This is a genomic window from Candidatus Gracilibacteria bacterium (assembly GCA_028687475.1).
Lineage (GTDB): Bacteria > Patescibacteriota > Gracilibacteria > BD1-5 > UBA2023 > STC-74.
Map to the genome: position 1 here is coordinate 1 of JAQUAB010000001.1, position 16,503 is coordinate 16,503.

General features: G+C 41.4%; 17 protein-coding genes. 6 read left to right on the plus strand and 11 right to left on the minus strand.

All coding sequences use genetic code 25. The features are described from left to right. The 9 genes from PHY14_00005 to pheT form a co-directional block, all read right to left on the minus strand. Positions 1–562, minus strand: a 562-nt coding sequence (locus PHY14_00005) for a hypothetical protein (GenBank protein ID MDD2693298.1), incomplete at its 3' end; no start/stop codon positions are given. Between the two features lie 41 nt (positions 563–603). Then, positions 604–1,308 carry a YiiX/YebB-like N1pC/P60 family cysteine hydrolase gene (locus PHY14_00010; protein MDD2693299.1) on the minus strand — a complete coding sequence of 235 codons (705 nt, stop codon included), beginning with the start codon at positions 1,306–1,308 and terminating at the stop codon, positions 604–606. Continuing rightward, positions 1,301–2,104 (minus strand): patatin-like phospholipase family protein, encoded by an 804-nt coding sequence (locus tag PHY14_00015; GenBank protein MDD2693300.1) that lies wholly within the window; start codon positions 2,102–2,104, stop codon positions 1,301–1,303. The genes PHY14_00010 and PHY14_00015 overlap by 8 nt, the downstream gene beginning before the upstream one ends. A 1-nt stretch (position 2,105) precedes the next feature. Continuing rightward, complete coding sequence (locus PHY14_00020) at positions 2,106–2,705, minus strand: AAA family ATPase (GenBank protein MDD2693301.1); 600 nt, start codon at positions 2,703–2,705, stop codon at positions 2,106–2,108. Between the two features lie 24 nt (positions 2,706–2,729). After that, positions 2,730–3,101 carry a riboflavin kinase gene (locus tag PHY14_00025; protein ID MDD2693302.1) on the minus strand — a complete coding sequence of 124 codons (372 nt, stop codon included), beginning with the start codon at positions 3,099–3,101 and terminating at the stop codon, positions 2,730–2,732. Positions 3,102–3,109: 8 nt separating this feature from the next. Continuing rightward, positions 3,110–3,565: a 6,7-dimethyl-8-ribityllumazine synthase gene (gene ribH / locus PHY14_00030; GenBank protein ID MDD2693303.1), complete on the minus strand. Its 456-nt coding sequence runs from the start codon at positions 3,563–3,565 to the stop codon at positions 3,110–3,112. 17 nt (positions 3,566–3,582) lie between these two features. Next, complete coding sequence (locus PHY14_00035; GenBank protein ID MDD2693304.1) at positions 3,583–4,158, minus strand: riboflavin synthase; 576 nt, start codon at positions 4,156–4,158, stop codon at positions 3,583–3,585. A 56-nt stretch (positions 4,159–4,214) separates the two neighbouring features. Then, positions 4,215–5,438 (minus strand): MFS transporter, encoded by a 1,224-nt coding sequence (locus tag PHY14_00040; GenBank protein ID MDD2693305.1) that lies wholly within the window; start codon positions 5,436–5,438, stop codon positions 4,215–4,217. Between the two features lie 103 nt (positions 5,439–5,541). After that, entirely contained in the window at positions 5,542–7,998 is a 2,457-nt protein-coding gene (pheT, locus tag PHY14_00045) for a phenylalanine--tRNA ligase subunit beta (GenBank protein ID MDD2693306.1), read from the minus strand. A 145-nt stretch (positions 7,999–8,143) separates the two neighbouring features. On the opposite strand from pheT, the gene PHY14_00050 reads away from it, so the two are divergent. The 4 genes from PHY14_00050 to PHY14_00065 all read left to right on the plus strand — a co-directional run bounded on the left by PHY14_00050 (position 8,144) and on the right by PHY14_00065 (position 11,350). After that, the gene (locus tag PHY14_00050; GenBank protein MDD2693307.1) at positions 8,144–8,548 is read left to right on the plus strand and encodes a hypothetical protein; all 405 of its coding nucleotides are present in this window, start codon (positions 8,144–8,146) and stop codon (positions 8,546–8,548) included. A gap of 9 nt (positions 8,549–8,557) precedes the next feature. Beyond that, positions 8,558–9,010: a hypothetical protein gene (locus tag PHY14_00055; protein ID MDD2693308.1), complete on the plus strand. Its 453-nt coding sequence runs from the start codon at positions 8,558–8,560 to the stop codon at positions 9,008–9,010. A gap of 150 nt (positions 9,011–9,160) precedes the next feature. After that, a complete protein-coding gene (gyrB, locus tag PHY14_00060) occupies positions 9,161–11,071 on the plus strand; it encodes a DNA topoisomerase (ATP-hydrolyzing) subunit B (GenBank protein ID MDD2693309.1) in 1,911 nt (636 codons plus the stop codon). A gap of 24 nt (positions 11,072–11,095) precedes the next feature. After that, positions 11,096–11,350, plus strand: coding sequence for a hypothetical protein (locus PHY14_00065; protein MDD2693310.1), 255 nt, complete (start codon positions 11,096–11,098; stop codon positions 11,348–11,350). A 42-nt stretch (positions 11,351–11,392) separates the two neighbouring features. Here the strand turns inward: PHY14_00065 and PHY14_00070 are convergent, their stop codons facing one another. Further along, entirely contained in the window at positions 11,393–12,244 is an 852-nt protein-coding gene (locus PHY14_00070) for a CAP domain-containing protein (protein ID MDD2693311.1), read from the minus strand. An 81-nt stretch (positions 12,245–12,325) separates the two neighbouring features. Between PHY14_00070 and PHY14_00075 the strand changes: the two genes are divergently transcribed. After that, positions 12,326–12,538 carry a hypothetical protein gene (locus tag PHY14_00075; GenBank protein ID MDD2693312.1) on the plus strand — a complete coding sequence of 71 codons (213 nt, stop codon included), beginning with the start codon at positions 12,326–12,328 and terminating at the stop codon, positions 12,536–12,538. Positions 12,539–12,563: 25 nt separating this feature from the next. Here the strand turns inward: PHY14_00075 and gatB are convergent, their stop codons facing one another. Continuing rightward, entirely contained in the window at positions 12,564–14,006 is a 1,443-nt protein-coding gene (gatB, locus tag PHY14_00080) for an Asp-tRNA(Asn)/Glu-tRNA(Gln) amidotransferase subunit GatB (GenBank protein ID MDD2693313.1), read from the minus strand. Between the two features lie 975 nt (positions 14,007–14,981). On the opposite strand from gatB, the gene PHY14_00085 reads away from it, so the two are divergent. Then, a complete protein-coding gene (locus PHY14_00085) occupies positions 14,982–16,454 on the plus strand; it encodes a sodium:solute symporter family protein (protein MDD2693314.1) in 1,473 nt (490 codons plus the stop codon). The last annotated feature ends 49 nt before the right edge of the window (positions 16,455–16,503 follow it).

Here is a 16,503-nt window from a genome sequence, read left to right on the forward strand (position 1 = left end):
AATGCCGCGCCGCCCCCAACCCGGCAGACCGAAGCAACGCCCCCCAACCCGGACAGACCAGCTGACTGACAGACAGACCGCAGGCATGACGAAATACTTCATATCGCTTTACCAAATCTCCAGTAGTTTGTGATTGACGATCTTTCACTTTTTGGATAAGTGTTGCAACTGAATCGAGTCTTTGCTCGTATTCTCTGAGAATAACGCTCATGTATTGATTGATGATCATTTGCGCCACATCGCTTGGGTGTATATTTCAGTTTGATCTTCTTTGTTCAGATATTCATTCTGGAAGTTGATGAGAATGTCTCTCTTTCCAGATTGCATGACGATTCTCAAGACGACACTGATATCGAAGATATGGCAGGAGGCGCTTATAACTTTCCCAATGCATCATTCAGAGATCCTTATAGAGATAAGTATCAAGTACGCTCATATTTCCGAGTCTTTTTCGATATGCATCGAGGATCTTTTCACTTAAGATATTTTGTGCTTCTTGAACGAACCGTTCATCTCTTGGATAACAACCTATCCAAAAATCATTATAATCACTTATATACATACAAAATTTTACAATATCTCCTTATTATAGATGTTTTATTATTATGTCAAGAATTCTATTTTCCCTTCTGGAAGTATATATTTTTCTCATTCTTTCGTGATATTGTGAGAATAGAAAGTGACATCGAAATTGCCATAGAGCATATCTTCTGGCAAAAGTGCTCTATGAGCACGAAAAGTTTCATCCAAAGTAATATCGAGTATATTTTCAGGATTTCTGATTGAGTCGAGTCAGCTACTATATCCCGAAGATAGGAGACTTTCATTTATGAGCCTCGTACAGAAATAAACATCTTCTGTTTTTTCTTCCAGACCAAAAAAGAAATCATACGGTTGTCCAATTTTTGCAATAAGGTTGTTTCTATATTTCTGAAGCTGTTCCTCGGATTGCCATCGAGGGCGGAGGATGACGAGAGTATCATACATGCGACAGACTTTTCGCAGTCAGATATAGGATACTCCGTGAGCAAATGCATGGATACATCTTCCCTTTCCTACGTACGCAATCGCATGTGTCACAATCCCATCGATAAAAATCCCAGAGGCATGATGAAAATTTCACACCAATAGAATATCGCCAGTTCGTATTTTCTGCCATATGGTTGTTATATCATACGAACTGAGTTTATTTCCTCTTTTTGATAGTGGAATCTGAGAAACCAAATACGTGATATTGGATCCGAGACGTTTGTACCATGGATATCCTGAGGGAAAATTCTTGATGGGAAGAGGAAAATTTTTATCCATGATTCATCGAGGCTTGCAAGTATTGACTGATTTCTGAAGATTTCTCGTATCCTGCTTCGACAAGTGCATCCGCTTTTTTGAAGTTGTAGTAGTCTATATCATCGCGTCATGGTCGGATGAGAAGGAGATTCTTGCGTGACGCTATAGAGACTGATTCATTCTGTGTGATCATGATTCCGACAGCTTTTCGCAGGAGGATGTAGGTGTGTATGAACGGAGTTTTCTCGAAAAAAAGTTTCTTTGATTCCTTTTTCACAGATTTTCTCACGCTCATCTGGACTGACACAGCAATCACTTTTTCATCTTCTGTTGCGAATTCTATCGGGAGATTCGCCACGATACCACCATCTACGAGCGACATGCCATGATATCGAAATGGAACGAATACGCCAGGAATACTGATAGAAGCGCGAAGTGCATCGATGATTCTTCCTTCCTGAAAAACAACTTTCTCACCCGTGTCAATATTGGTAGCAACAATAGTGAGTGGAATAATCGCATCAGCGAACGTTTTTTCTCAGAAATATTTCTTGAAATGTGTCATAACTTTTCTTCCCTTGATGCCGCCATGCATGACATCTGGATCAATGAGAGTGAGAAATTTTGTGTCGCGGACTACTTGTCGCATCTCAGTACTCGTGAATCCGAACGCATAAAAAGCTCATACAATAGCCCCAATGCTTGTTCCGACAATGTGTGAAGGTTTTGCATTGAGTTCTTCGAGTCGCTGGATGACGCCAATATGCGCGATACCTCGAGCAGAACCACCACCGAGTACGAGTGAGAAAGGTTGCATATTATTTCTGATAAAATTCGTTGAAAAGTGTATCCAGTTGTTGTTTTAGTTCTTGTTCTGTTCCATTGTTTTCTATAACTATATCTGCTATATCTTTGATACTATCTATTTCTACTTCTGATTTTAGCTTTTCTTCTTCGAGAAACTCCTCAAAACCTAGAGAGGCTTCATTATGTTTTTCTCCTCGTTTTATGATACGTTCATATCGGATCGGCGTTTTGGTGTCAATAAAAATTACTATACAATTCCCTTCCTCTTTGAGTGTATGAATTACATTTTTTCTTCTCACTCCATCAAAGATAATTATATTCTTTGTATTTTCTCTTCGAAATTTTACTGCCATTTCGGCGAATATATTTTCTCAGAAAAGAGAACGGATTAATGATGATATTTTTGAAAAGCTTTCCCGTGTTTCAGGTATGTCGAATTCTTGAAGAATTTTTCGAGAAATACTCGAAAGTTGGTATATAATGCCATCAGTTTTTTCAATAAGGTATTTGCAAACCGTTCATTTTCCTGCACCGCTTCGACCACAGATGATAATACTTTTTGAGGTAGCCATTATTTTGATAAAATTTATTGAAAAACCAAGCAATTGCATACTAGGTTATCATTTAAGTTGGAATTATTTCTGCATAGTAGTTTGCATCCATCTTTCCATATTTTCTTTATCTTTCTGTATTTGCTCTTTGAGTGCGTCGAGAGATGTGAATTTCTGATTATCACGTATTTTGATGAGCGGAGTGATAGTGAGTGTTTTTCCGTAGATTTCCTCTGAGAAATCGAAAATATGCGCTTCAAAAGTATATGACTCTACTATATGAACTCCGACTCAGAAGTATACTTTTTCTTCGAGAGAAATCTGTATTCCATACGTTGCTGGAGCTACATCACTTTCATTGATGCGAATATTCGCTGTAGGAAAACCAATGCTTCTTCCGAGTCTTTTTCACTCGATAACAGTGCCAGAAAATGATGGAAATGGTGATGGATTCATAGGGGAAATTATTCTTCGATTTTCATAATTTCAGAAACGAGATTGAGTCCTGCTATAGCAAAGTTTGGACCGATGCGAACCTTCACTTGTTCCTCAGTATTGCATGTGAGTACTCCGAAAATCACAGGAACATCATAGACAATATTGAGATCCATAATACCACGAGACGTTTCGTTGCACACGTAGTCGAAGTGCGGAGTATCACCACGGATGACGACACCAATCGCAATGATGAGATCATATTGCTCACTTTCGATGAGGCGTTTCGCGAATCCAGGAAGTTCGAATGCTCCAGGAACGAAGAATGTATCGATGTTTTTGAAACCGTGTTTTTCGAGAAAATCACGATTCTGACGTTCGATCTCGCTCGTGTATTCGAAATTGAATTCACCAACGACGAATGCGATAGAGAGGTCACGATCGAGATTATCGATGTTGCGGAGTCCAGCCTTGTAATCAGACATAAGAAGAAAATTAAGAATTATTTATGAGTAAGCTTGGTCACGTATTTTCCGATCATATCGAATTCGAGATTGACGGTATCTCAGATCTCGGAAGTTCCGAGATTTGTCCAATCTTGTGTGAGCGGTATGAGCGAAACCGAGAGAAATCCATCTCGTACTTCAACCACTGTGAGACTCACACCATTGAGAGTGATGCTTCCTTTTTCGATGAGGAGATTATTATATTTTGGATCGAAATTTACGCCATAAATGAGCGAACCATCATCCTTTTTTTCGAGTCTGGTGACGGTTCCAGTGGTATCGATATGACCTGTGACAAAGTGTCCATCAAGTCGTTCACCTATCTGTATGCATCTTTCCACATTGAATGTGTCATTCACTTTCTTCGTTCCGAAGTTGGTCACTCGAAGTGTCTCTTCCATCGCGAAGAATTCATAGTAATTGTTCTCGATTTTCGTGAGCGTCATACAAGCACCGTCATGTGCGATACTTTGTCCTTCTTTGAGCGAATTTCAGAAAGTGTTTTCCATCCGAAAAAGTCCATCTTTTTTATCGAGGATTTTGGCTTGATGTTCGATAATTCCTGAGAACATGATTTATTTTATAAAGTTATTGGAAATATATGAACTTTCCCTAAACTTGCAAATTATTATTGCTTTTTTGTCCAGAAAGCAAGAACAAAAAGAAGGGAAAATATCGCAGCAGATGAGAGAAATGGCACGCCACTTCCGGGAACAACATAGAGCATACCAGCAATAATCGGTCCAAAAATCTGTCCAATACTCTGAATCGAAGTGTTATATCCCATAACTTTTCCCATTTCTTTCCCCGCATTTTGTGCGAGAAGTGAGCCAATAGAAGGATTAAATGAGCCCATACCAATCGGAAAAAGTGCAATCCAAGCAAACAAATAGTATGGATTATGATTCAGTCCGAATCCAATAAAGCCAATAGTGAGGATAAAAAAAGCGAATCGAATCATCGTCATTTCATTGAAATATTTTCGTAGATGCTTCACCACAGCACCCTGATACACGATAGAAACAATTCCTACCATTGCCATTGTATAGCCTATCTGTGTCGCAGAAAAATGGAATCTATCTGCATAAAACTGGCTCGACATAGCCTGCACGGCGGAGAATCCGAGCGTTGCACCGAATGAGAGTGCAAGAAGAAGGATAACGGTATGAGAAAAGTGAAAGTCTACCAGATGAATTTCTTCTGTATGTATATGTTTTTTCGGTTCTTGGAGGAATACAAAAATTGAGAAAACATTTATTCATACCACCACAATACAAAGGAGAATAATCATATGAATACTCGTGATCTGCGAGAGAATCCCTCCGATGGCAGGTCCAATCAAGAATGCAGTTCCAAATGCAGCACCCATCATTCCCATATTTTTCATCCGATCTGCTGGACTCGATATGTCGGAGATATAGGCTTGTATCACTCAGAATCCTGCGCCTCCGAGTCCTCCGACGAATCGTGCCACAAGAAAGAGTACAAAAAGTGGAGTGAATCCGAAGAAAATATCTTTCAGATGAGAAAAAGAAATAGAAGATGCTTCTGTGATTACATTTGTTCCTCCAGTTGTTCCATGAAAAGCCAGAGTCCAGACACTCGCAAGCATGATAAAATAACTAATGAGATTGATAACACTTGTATATGTGAGCATCTTTTTGCGACCGTATGTATCAGAAAGTCGACCGAAAAAGAGTCCACCAATAAACATACCAATCGCATAAATAGCTTGTGTATATCCAGTCCATGAAGGATTCACACCAAATTCTTGGATAATGGATGGAAATACAGGAAGGAATATGGAAAGCCCAAGGATATCGAGAAATGCGGTTGCGAGAATAAGGAACATTTTTGAGAATTAAGAAATCGATTACATAAAAATCAGTAATATACTGAGATATTATTCTTCACTTTATAAAATACAAGTTCTCTGATGGAGACAATATATATTTTTAGCTTCTGAGAGCAAATCCATGTGTCTGGAGCGTCTCGATAATGAGGTTCTGTACACTCATCGCTTCATCATCAGAGATAGTTCATTCTCGGTTCGAAAGAATGAATGCAAAGTTCACACTCTTGATTCCTTTTCCAAGTTTTGCCTCATCTGTATAGATAGAGTCTACTCGGAGATCCTGGATCCAAGGATGCACGGCATCAATAATTCGTGCCACCTCAGCGGTTGGTGTATGTTCTCCGAGGAGGAAATTCAGCTCACGAGGAATCGTCTGGAATCGGGAAATCTCATGGAAGCGTTCATCTTTGTCTCGATGAAGCTCGAGAATGGCTTCGTAATCAATCTCGAAATAGAGGGTTTCTTCGTTGATTTCGAATTCATGTGCGGTTTCTGGATGGATTTTTCCGAATCGAGCGAGAATAATATTATCTTCACTGTATTGTCCAGAGATTCCAGGATGAAGAAATGGAAGTCCACTTGATCCTTGGTGAACAGGTGGAATATATCCGAGTGTTGATACGAGATATGTTTCGATTGCTTCACGAACGAATACTATCGTATGCCCAAGTGCTACTCCTGCGAGAATTTTTCTTTCTGGGAATGGTTTTTTTTCTGTGGCTTTGAGAAGGGTTTCACTAGATTTACTCCGCTTCCCTGTTTTCTCATACACTTTCCCGATCTCATAGAATGCGAATGTATCGCTGTATTTCTGATTGTGGTTCACATCGAGAAAAAGTCTTGGTGCCAGCGAACGAGTCATATGTGTATATTCTTCGTTGAAGGCATTTTGGATGCGAATAGCACTTTCCATATCAGAGAATCCGATCTTTCTATCGAGCACTTCACTCGAGAAAGAATAATTGTAGACTTCATGCCATCCTCGTTCAGAGAAATGGGAATGAGTGAGATTTCTGAGGTTGATTTCTTCATTTTTCTTCCCGATGCTAAAATTCGCATCAAGTGCAGTATACGGAACGTTGTCATATCCGTAGACTCGTGCCACCTCTTCTGCTATATCTTCCTTGATGTTGACGTCTTTGCTCGCGCGCCAGGATGGAACTGTGACTGAGATTCCTGATTCTTTTGTCTGTATTCAGAATCCGAGACGTTTTAGGATATTCTGGACGGTTTCTGATGGAATTTCTACGCCTGCTTTTTTGTTGAGAAAATCATACGTCACGTCGATAGTGATATGATTCACACGATTGGTATCTATATATTCTGAGTATCCAGTTTCTGTATAATTCTTCCCGAGAAAGTTCATGTATTCCATGACTCGTGGGAATGTCGTTCCTGCGAGAAGTGGGTCGAGGGATTTCTCATATCGAGTCGAAGCATCTGTACGGATTCCATGACGTTGCGCCGTGAGGCGGACACTACTCGCATCGAAACATGCAGATTCCCAGATGATATTTCTCGTTGTCTCAGATACGGCACTCTCCATACCACCGATAACTCCAGCAATGGCAATAGGTCAATTCTCATCAGCAATCACAACATCTTCCGAAGTGAGAGTATATTCTGTTCCATTGAGTGCGAGGATTTTTTCTCCTGTCTTCGCGAGTCTGACAGTGATACCTCCGATGACTTTGTCCGCATCGAATGCATGCATCGGTTGTCCGATTTCTGTCATGATACAGTTCGTGATATCGACGATATCCATCTTTGGTGCGAGTCCTGCCCGCTCCATCATGACTTTCATACCAAAAGGACTCTGGCTGACTTCGATTCCCTCCATCTTGAGAAGGTGATATGAGAGGACTCGATTGGTTTCTATTTTTGTATCGAGTACTGAAGATTTTTTGATATCTTTCGACTCATATGGTGTGAATGGAATATCGAAAACCGCATGGAATTCTCGAGCATTGCCGACGACAGAGAAGAGATCTGGGCGATTCGTGATGAACTTGTTATCGATCTCGAATGTGGTATCTCGAAGTGGGAATTGGTATATTTCGCCATTTTTTCCGACGAATGGAAGTGTGAGATCAAAAAATGACTGACCAAGCATAGACTCAAGTACATCAGAATTCCAGTGTTCTTCGAGAATCATGATTCCCTCAGCACGTTCTGTCGCGAGTCCGAGCTCATCGTCACTACAGATCATTCCACGACTCATCATCCCTGCCATCATGCGTTCTCCGATGACGAAATCACCAGGAAGAACTGCACCAACAACTGCTACGGCAACATATTTCGCATCGACGATATTGGCTGCTCCTGTGAGAATTGTTTCCTCACCAAGTTCACCGAGCCTGACATGAACGATAGAGAGCTTTTTGCTTTCTGGATGTTTCTCACATGATATAACTTTTCAGACGACAACCTTGTCGAGAAAATGTTCTTCGATACCGTCGATTTCCGCAGTATGAATAGAATATTCGTGGGCAAGTTCTTTTATTGCGTATTTTTGCGTGAGTGGAGAAAGTGGAGTATAGAGCGAAATCCAAGACAAAGGAATCTTCATAGAAAACGAGTGAATAAAAATAGAAATATGTAGCGTAGTATATAAAAAACGGTCACAAAAGCAAAAAATGTGAAAAATTTTGTTTTTTCTCTCTGGTATGATATACTGGACGAAAATCTGTAACAAAACTTGTATGCAATCGCTTTTCTCCAAAATTCTTCTCATGGTTATCATCGCGTTTTCGACAGTATCTTTGTTTTCTCTTGATACCTATGCGGCTGGTGACGGTGCATCAGGAGTATATGGAGATGTGAAATCTCAAGATGATCTTCGTACAGGGAACTTCACTATGGATGATATTCCGAATATTATTGCCAGTGTGATTGAGATTCTTCTTGGTATTGCTGGTACTATTTCTATTGTAGCGCTCATCTATCATGCGGTACGGATGCAGCTTTCGAGTGGTATTACGGGTGATAGTTCTGGAGTAGACAAGGCAAAGGCAGGTATCAAATGAGCACTTCTCGGATTTGCACTCTCATTGTCTGCATGGTTTCTTATCACGAAATTCGTCGAACTTCTTTCGAGTAATACTTAATTTCCTTTTATGTTCACTTGGCAATTTTCTTCTCAGAAAGAACGGCACCCGCAATGGTATATTGTGGCAATTATTGTTGTGCTTTTTCTGGTGGTATATGGAATCTTTGAATGACTGTATCTTATGTCAGTTGTTGCGTTTCTTTTTGCAGGTGTCTATATACTCATGGAGAACAATTCTGCACCGACGGTTTCAGTGACCGTGAATGATAGGGTGGTTCAGGTGGGAAGCTCTATTTATGAACTCGATAAGATTGCGAAATTCACTATCCTTTCTCGTGACGGTACACCAGCACTTCTCCGTATCTGGATCAAAAAATCTCTCACAACAACCCTCGATATTCCGCTCACTTCAGAAGTGGATGCATATGCACTGAAAGATTTTCTCTCGAATCATATCACGTATGATAGTGAAGCAGAATTCACGAAGAGTGATAGAATTATTGAAGTGATGGGGCTCTAATATATACTTCTTTATTATGAGTTATAGGGAAAGAAATTCTTTACTTTCCCTATTTTTTTTATAATATGCTCGCGAAAAATAACTTCAAAACTTATATCGCTTTGTTCCTGACAATGGCGAAAACCTATAATTCATAATTTAGAATTCATAATGTCTGCCACTTCCTACGATAGTAGTAATATCCAAGTTCTCGAATGACTCGAGCCAGTTCGCAAACGTCCCGGAATGTATATCGGTTCGACCGATGAGCGCGGTCTCCACCATCTGGTGTGGGAGATTGTTGACAACTCGATCGATGAAGCAATGGCGGGTCATGCGAAAAATATTCTCGTGACGATGCATTCTGACGGATCTGTATCTGTCGAAGATGATGGGCGTGGTATTCCAGTGGATATTCATGCGAAAACTGGAAAATCAGCACTCGAGACCGTGATGACTGTGCTTCATGCGGGTGGAAAATTCGGTGGTGATGAATCTGGATATAAGGTATCTGGAGGTCTCCATGGTGTGGGTGCTTCTGTGGTGAATGCCCTTTCGACCAAGATGCAAGTCTGGGTTCACAAGGATGGAAAAATCTATACACAATCATACCAAGTCGGTGTGCCTGATGGACCAGTTGAACCAACAGGAGAAAAAACAAACAAACATGGTACAATCGTTCGTTTCTGGCCAGATGCCTCTATGTTCACGACTGTGGTGTTTGACTATGATACGATCAAGACTCGTCTTCGCCAGCAGGCTTATCTCACAAAAGGAATCACTATCACGATTATCAACGAATTTGCTGATACGAAATATCGATTCTTCTTCGAAGGAGGAATTGAATCATATGTTCACTATCTGAATCGTACAACAGAACCAGTGACGGATGAGGTTTTCTATGTCGACAAGCAGATTGATCAAGTGCAAGTGGAAGTAGCGCTTCAGTACAAGCGGGATGATTACAGCGAGAAAACGATTTCTTTCGTGAATAATGTCATCACTCCAGAAGGAGGAACACATGTTGTCGGATTCAAGATGGCACTCACTCGTACCATCAACAAATACGCTCGTGAACAAGAAATTCTCAAAGAAAAAGATCAGAATCTTTCGAATGAAGATGTAGTAGAAGGCCTCACGGTTATTATTTCTGTGAAGGTTCCAGAGCCACAATTCGAAGGTCAGACCAAGGGAAAGCTCGGAACACCAGAAGCAAAGTGAACGACTGATAAGGTCATGGGCGAAGCATTCTACGACTTTCTTGCTGAGCATCCGAAAGCCGCAAAAGCTATCATCGAAAAATGTCTTCTTGCTGCTCGTGCTCGTGCCGCAGCACGCAATGCTCGTGATACTATCATCCGCAAGTGAGCACTCGAAGGTTCTGGTCTTCCTGGGAAACTCGCTGACTGTAGTTCGAAAGATGCGAGCAAGTGTGAACTCTATATTGTGGAGGGTGACTCTGCGGGTGGTTCAGCAAAACAAGGACGCAATCGTGAATTCCAGGCAATTCTCCCACTTCGTGGTAAGATTCTCAATACAGAACAGGCTCGTCTTGATAAAGTATTTGGAAACCAAGAGATCAAAAATCTCATCATCGGACTCGGTACTTCTATTGGAGAATCGTTCGACTACTCTCGTCTCCGCTATCATCGTATCATTATCATGACCGATGCGGACGTCGATGGTGCACATATCCGCACACTTCTCCTGACGTTCTTCTTCCGATATTTCCGTCCGCTCGTCGATAATGGACACATTTTCATCGCGAACCCTCCGCTCTATAAGCTCTCAAAATGAAAACAGACTTGGTATGTATACACAGAGGAACAAAAAGTTCGACTCGTCGAGGAGGAAGGAATTGTAACAGAATGAGTACAGCGTTATAAGGGTCTCGGAGAAATGAATCCAGAGCAACTCTGGGAAACAACAATGGATCCAGAACAGCGAAAGATGTTCCGTGTAACTATCGAGGATGCTGAACGTGCTGACGAAGTCTTCCGTATCCTCATGGGTGAGGAAGTAGCTCCACGTAAGCATTTCATCCAGTCTCATGCGACACAAGTGAGTAATCTCGATGTGTAATTTTATTTCTTTTTATTTTTTCTTATGGAAAGCATGACTTTAGAGCCTCAAGAAGAGCTACTAATAAGACTTCAAAGAGGTCTATCAATGGCTTACATTCGTGAAATTCATGTAGAGCAAAAAAGTGATGGAACTATTGATTGAGTTGTTCAAATTGTAGCGAAGAATACCGATGTGGAAATTGATTTAGTAAGATCTTTTATTGCACAAGCACTTGAGATGAGTGTAAGTGATACTTTTAGAAAAGATATTCTTGTTTTTCCAATGAAATGACCGTAGAGGATTCTTTAAGAATGGTTGTTTTCACTTTGAAAGAAGAATTTATTTTGTGATATAGTGCACAGTGAGATAGTAGACTCATTTTGACTCATCGACTGCGACACCGACCCCGATTTTTGTGAATACTGGATTCACGAGACTTTTATAGTGAACGCCATTGTAGCTTTTTTCACTGAGGAAATAATCAAAAGTCTTCTCTACTGCAGCTATGAGCTTGTCAGTACAATCAGAACTCGAGCAACTATACCCACGAGTACCAATATTTTCTGTATGTTTCGCACGACCAATAATGACTGGATCTATGCCACGAGCCTTGAACCAAGTATCGATAGCAGAAAAATTGTAGCAGGTATAATTCCCTACTCCGACACAACCATCTCCTGGGCGACCATGGATGATATATCCACGAGTTTTGGAATATTCTGACCATTCTGTCGCTGTACTATTGAGTCGTGTATCGATCGTGTATGGTGCGAGTCATTGTTCCGAACGTACTTTGTTCGTCCATGTGAGCCAAGTATTACGAACTCGATCGAGATCAACATTTTTCACACTATTGTTATATGTTGTCGTCTGTACTGCTGAAGCAATTGTTGGCGTGGTGATACTGATACTTGGTGATAATGTTGGTGTGAGTTTTGGAGTGACCGTGCTTGCGGTACTTGTAGTTGTAGTATTTGTAGTCGTCTTGTTTGTTGTTGTTTTTGCGAGACGAGCCGCTTTGATAGTCGCGAGCCGGTCTTTGTTTGCCTGATTCCTCTGAATAATAATTGCTTGTTTGTTCACAATTTCTTGCTGTTTCATTTGTGTTATGAGACTCGGCTTCAGGGTAATGGTAGCGAAAGAATTGCTATAGATTCAGAAAATCAGGAATGTGAGAAGAATTTTTTTCATAGATTATTTGAAATATCTATTGACTTTTTATATTCGTATGATACTATATTTTCATATTTCTGTCAAATAACATTATATAGTATGGTATTCAATTTCAAGGAAGAAGAAACACCATTCGTACCAAAAGAGGGTGGAATTTTTTCCCCTCAGCCACCTATGTCTCCTCTTTGACTCCAAGAAGGCGAGACTGATCCACTTCCAATAATTAATGCATCTTGAGTTCCGACGGCTACATGGGTAGTTCCAGGTCAGGTTGATACGATTGTAAGCAAAGAAGGACCTCATAAGAAGTAATTCTTGCGAAAAACTCCCCTAAAAATTAGGAGAGTTTTTTATTCAGTATTTCTGTGAAAATCTTTGGATTTCCTTGTCCAGCTGAAGCCTTCATACATTGTCCGACGAAGAATCCGAAAAGATTGGTCTTTCCAGATTTGTAATCTGCAATCTGAGTTGCACTTTCCGAGAGGACTTTGTCGACGATCGCTTCGAGTGCTGCAGTATCATTTTTCTGTCTGAGATTGAGAGAGTCGACCCATTCATCTGCTTTTCCTCCTTCGAATACGAGTTTTTCGATAACGATTTTTGAGTTCGTCGATGAGAGTTCGTCCGCATTCACGAGTTCTATAACTCGAGCAATTTCTGCTGTTTCTGCCTTGATATCACTGAGATTCATTTTCTCATGGTGTGCTTCGAAGAGTGCGAAGAGAACCGTCGTGATATAGGAGCAAGATTTTTTCGGATCTTTCGTGAGGCGAACGAGTTCCTCATAGAAATCACTCGTGAGTCGGTCGTTCGAGAGGATACGAGCATCATCTTCGATGAGCTTGTATTCATTCACATACTTGATACGGCGGTCAATCGGGAGTTCTGCGATTCGGCGCTCATCGATGAATTCACGTGTGAGTGTGAGCGGTGGAAGATCTGGATCTGGAAAATAACGATAATCCATGGCATCTTCTTTTGAGCGCATCGGAGTCGAATATCCTTTCTCATCATTCCATCCACGAGTTTCCTGATCTGGTGCTTGTCCAGCTTCATAGAGCTCGATCTGACGTTCGAATTCATTGTCGATAGCACGACCAATACTCGAAAACGAGTTGATATTCTTCAGTTCTACACGGCAACGAAGTGCTGTTTCTCCCTTGAGTCGGACAGAAATATTCACATCACAACGGAGTTGTCATTTTTCCATGTCAGCATCTGAGGCACCACACCAGCGCATGAGTTTCTGGATCTCTTCGAGATATGAGAGGACATCAGCCTTGGAGCGAAAGTCTGGCTCCGTCACAATCTCCATCAGTGGTGCACCAGCACGATTGTAGTCACAAAGCGTCTTCCCACTGGCATGGACTAGCTTTCCTGCATCATTCTCTATATGCATGTGGTGGATGCGAAATGTTTTCACTTCCCCGTGGACAAATGTCTTCACTTCCCCACCCATCGTGATCGGATGATACATCTGTGTGATCTGGTACCCCATCGGAAGATCTGGGTAGAAATAACTCTTGCGGTCGAATTCACTCACTTCCTGAACTTCACTCCGAAGCGCATGAGAAGCACGGACAGCGAGGTCAACGACACCGGCGGAAAGATTCGGGAGCATACCAGGAAACCCCATACAGATAGGACAGACATTCATATTCGGTTCGTCGGCAAGCTCGAGTGCGTTCGCACAAGAACAGAACATTTTTGTATTGGACTTGATGCGGACATGTGTCTCGAGACCCATGACGATTTCGTATTTATCGTAGATAGTGGACATTTCAGGATTCAAAATTAAAGATTAAAGATGCAAAATGAGATACTTGATGCAATCTTTTTCACACGGCGTATTGTATAGAAAAGCGGGAGAAAGGCAAAGGGAAGTAAAAAGTTTAAAGTGCAAAGTATGCAGAATAGATATATTCCTTTTGTCATCCCGTAGGGATCCCTATCAAATTCATCTTAAGAGATTTAAGGAAATATTTCTTATAAGTGAAAGAAAAAGCGATTCCTCTGCTCTGTTTCACTTCGCGACGGAATGACAAAAATATTGGATTGCTTCCCTTGTTGCAATGACGGGAAAAAGACAGGAAAAAACCGCCCCTTTCAGGCGGTGTAGTTGGTGCCACTTCCCTTTCGGGTCGTGGCGAATTGAAGAGGAAAACTCAGGTAAGCCGGGTCGTGGCTTAAGCGAGAGCAGCGGCGGGGGCGGGTGCCAAGTACCACACGGGATCGCGCATGGTAGTTTCCTTTCATCCAATTCCCGATTATCCGAATCGGTACCGGAATCCTTCATTGAATTTTGGAGGTTCAAGAAGAATTATGAGTGATTGTAGATTCTCAGGATGTTTTGTCAAAAGATTTTAGAAATTATATTTCCGAATACTCAATATTTTTTTCTTGCGAAATCTGCACAATATATATGATGCGCTTATCCTTTTGTTTGTTGTCATGGTTAGTTTTCCTTGATGCCATCTGGGTCTATCTGCGCATTTTTAGAAGCCTTTTTTGGATTTTCTCCGAGAGAGGTTTTTTTATTTCGTTTTGTATCTCGTCATCGCGAGGAATGGAGCGTAGCGAAATGACGTGGCGATCCAGCTAAATAGAATAAGGAATTCCTTATTGTTTCCTGGATCCTTCACTCCAAGGGTACTTCCATTCTCCGCTTCGCTCCGAAAGGGGCGCGTGCCTCGCAATGACAAGAACAAAGAAATCATTCCTAAAACCTAAATACTAATTCCTAACTTCTATCCTCATGTTCTCCTCTCTCATTTTCTGGATAGTACTCTATCTAGTCATCTCTATCGGAATCTGACTCTATGCAGCTCGTCGAGTCAAGACAGATAATGACTATATCCTCGCTGGTCGTGGACTCCCACTCTATATCGTGATTGCGACGACTTTTGCGACGTGGTTCGGTTCTGAGACAGTTCTTGGGACTTCATCTACTTTTCTCGATGAAGGAATCAGTGGGATTCTCGCAGATCCATTTGGTGCTGGACTCTGTCTCATCCTCGTAGGTCTCTTTTTTGCTCGACCACTCTATCGCATGGGAATCCAGACGCTCGGTGATTTTTATAGACAAAAATATGGACGCACCGTAGAAGTACTCGCTTCTATTATGATTATTATATCCTATATCGGATGGGTATCGGCACAGATCGTCGCGCTCGGACTTGTCTTCGATATTATCTCCGAATGAACTATTCTCACAGCACTGACTCAGACACAATGGTCATTCATCGGTGGTGGTATTGTTCTTATTTATACTATATTTGGAGGTATGTGGTCGGTTGCGATGACGGATTTCTTTCAGATGATTATCATTATGATAGGTATGCTCCTGGTGGCATGGTATGTTGGAGATGATGCTGGTGGTATGACGAATGTGGTCTCAACCGCAATTGCTGATGGCAAATTTTCACTCTTTGGTACTGAAGGTATGACTTGGGCTGGTATCATCGCCGTACTCTCTGCCGTGCTCACGATGGGATTCGGTTCGATTCCACAACAAGATGTATTCCAGCGCGTTCTCTCGGCGAATAGTGAGAAAAATTCTGGTCGTGGAGCGGTGATAGGCGGAAGTCTCTATATAGTTTTTGCTTTTGTGCCTATCATGCTCGGATATGCTGCTTATATGGTGGCACCAGAACTCCTATGAACCGAAGATACTCAGCGTATTCTGCCGACACTCATCCTGGAGAAAACTCCACTTCTAATGCAGGTGATGTTCTTCGGTGCACTCCTCTCTGCGATCATGTCGACGGCAAGTGGAACTCTTCTCGCACCTTCTGCACTTTTTGCTGAGAATATCATGAAACCGTTTCTCCCGAATATCACCCGTCCGAAATTGCTTCTTCTCACCCGTCTTTCGGTATTTGGAACATTTCTCATCATCATGTCGTTCGTAGCGTACAAGTATGCCCATAATGAAGCGCGTATCTTCGATATGGTGGAGAGCGCGTACAAGATTACGCTTGCTGGAGCGTTCGTTCCTCTGGTGTTCGGTATTTACAAGAAAAAAGTTCATACGATCAATGCTCTCCTCTCGATGCTTGTTGGCGTTGGAACTTGGATTTCGGTAGAGTTTTTTCTCGAGCGAGAGATGATTTTCGGACTTGAGCCGCATTTTTTCGCGTTTCTCATCTCTATTCCAGCATTTTTCGCTGGTGATATGATAGCGAAATGGGCAGGCGGAACACGAAATGAGTGAGAAAATATGAAATAGTATTGACAAATAGATATTTAGTAGATAATAAAAATATAAATTTATATAC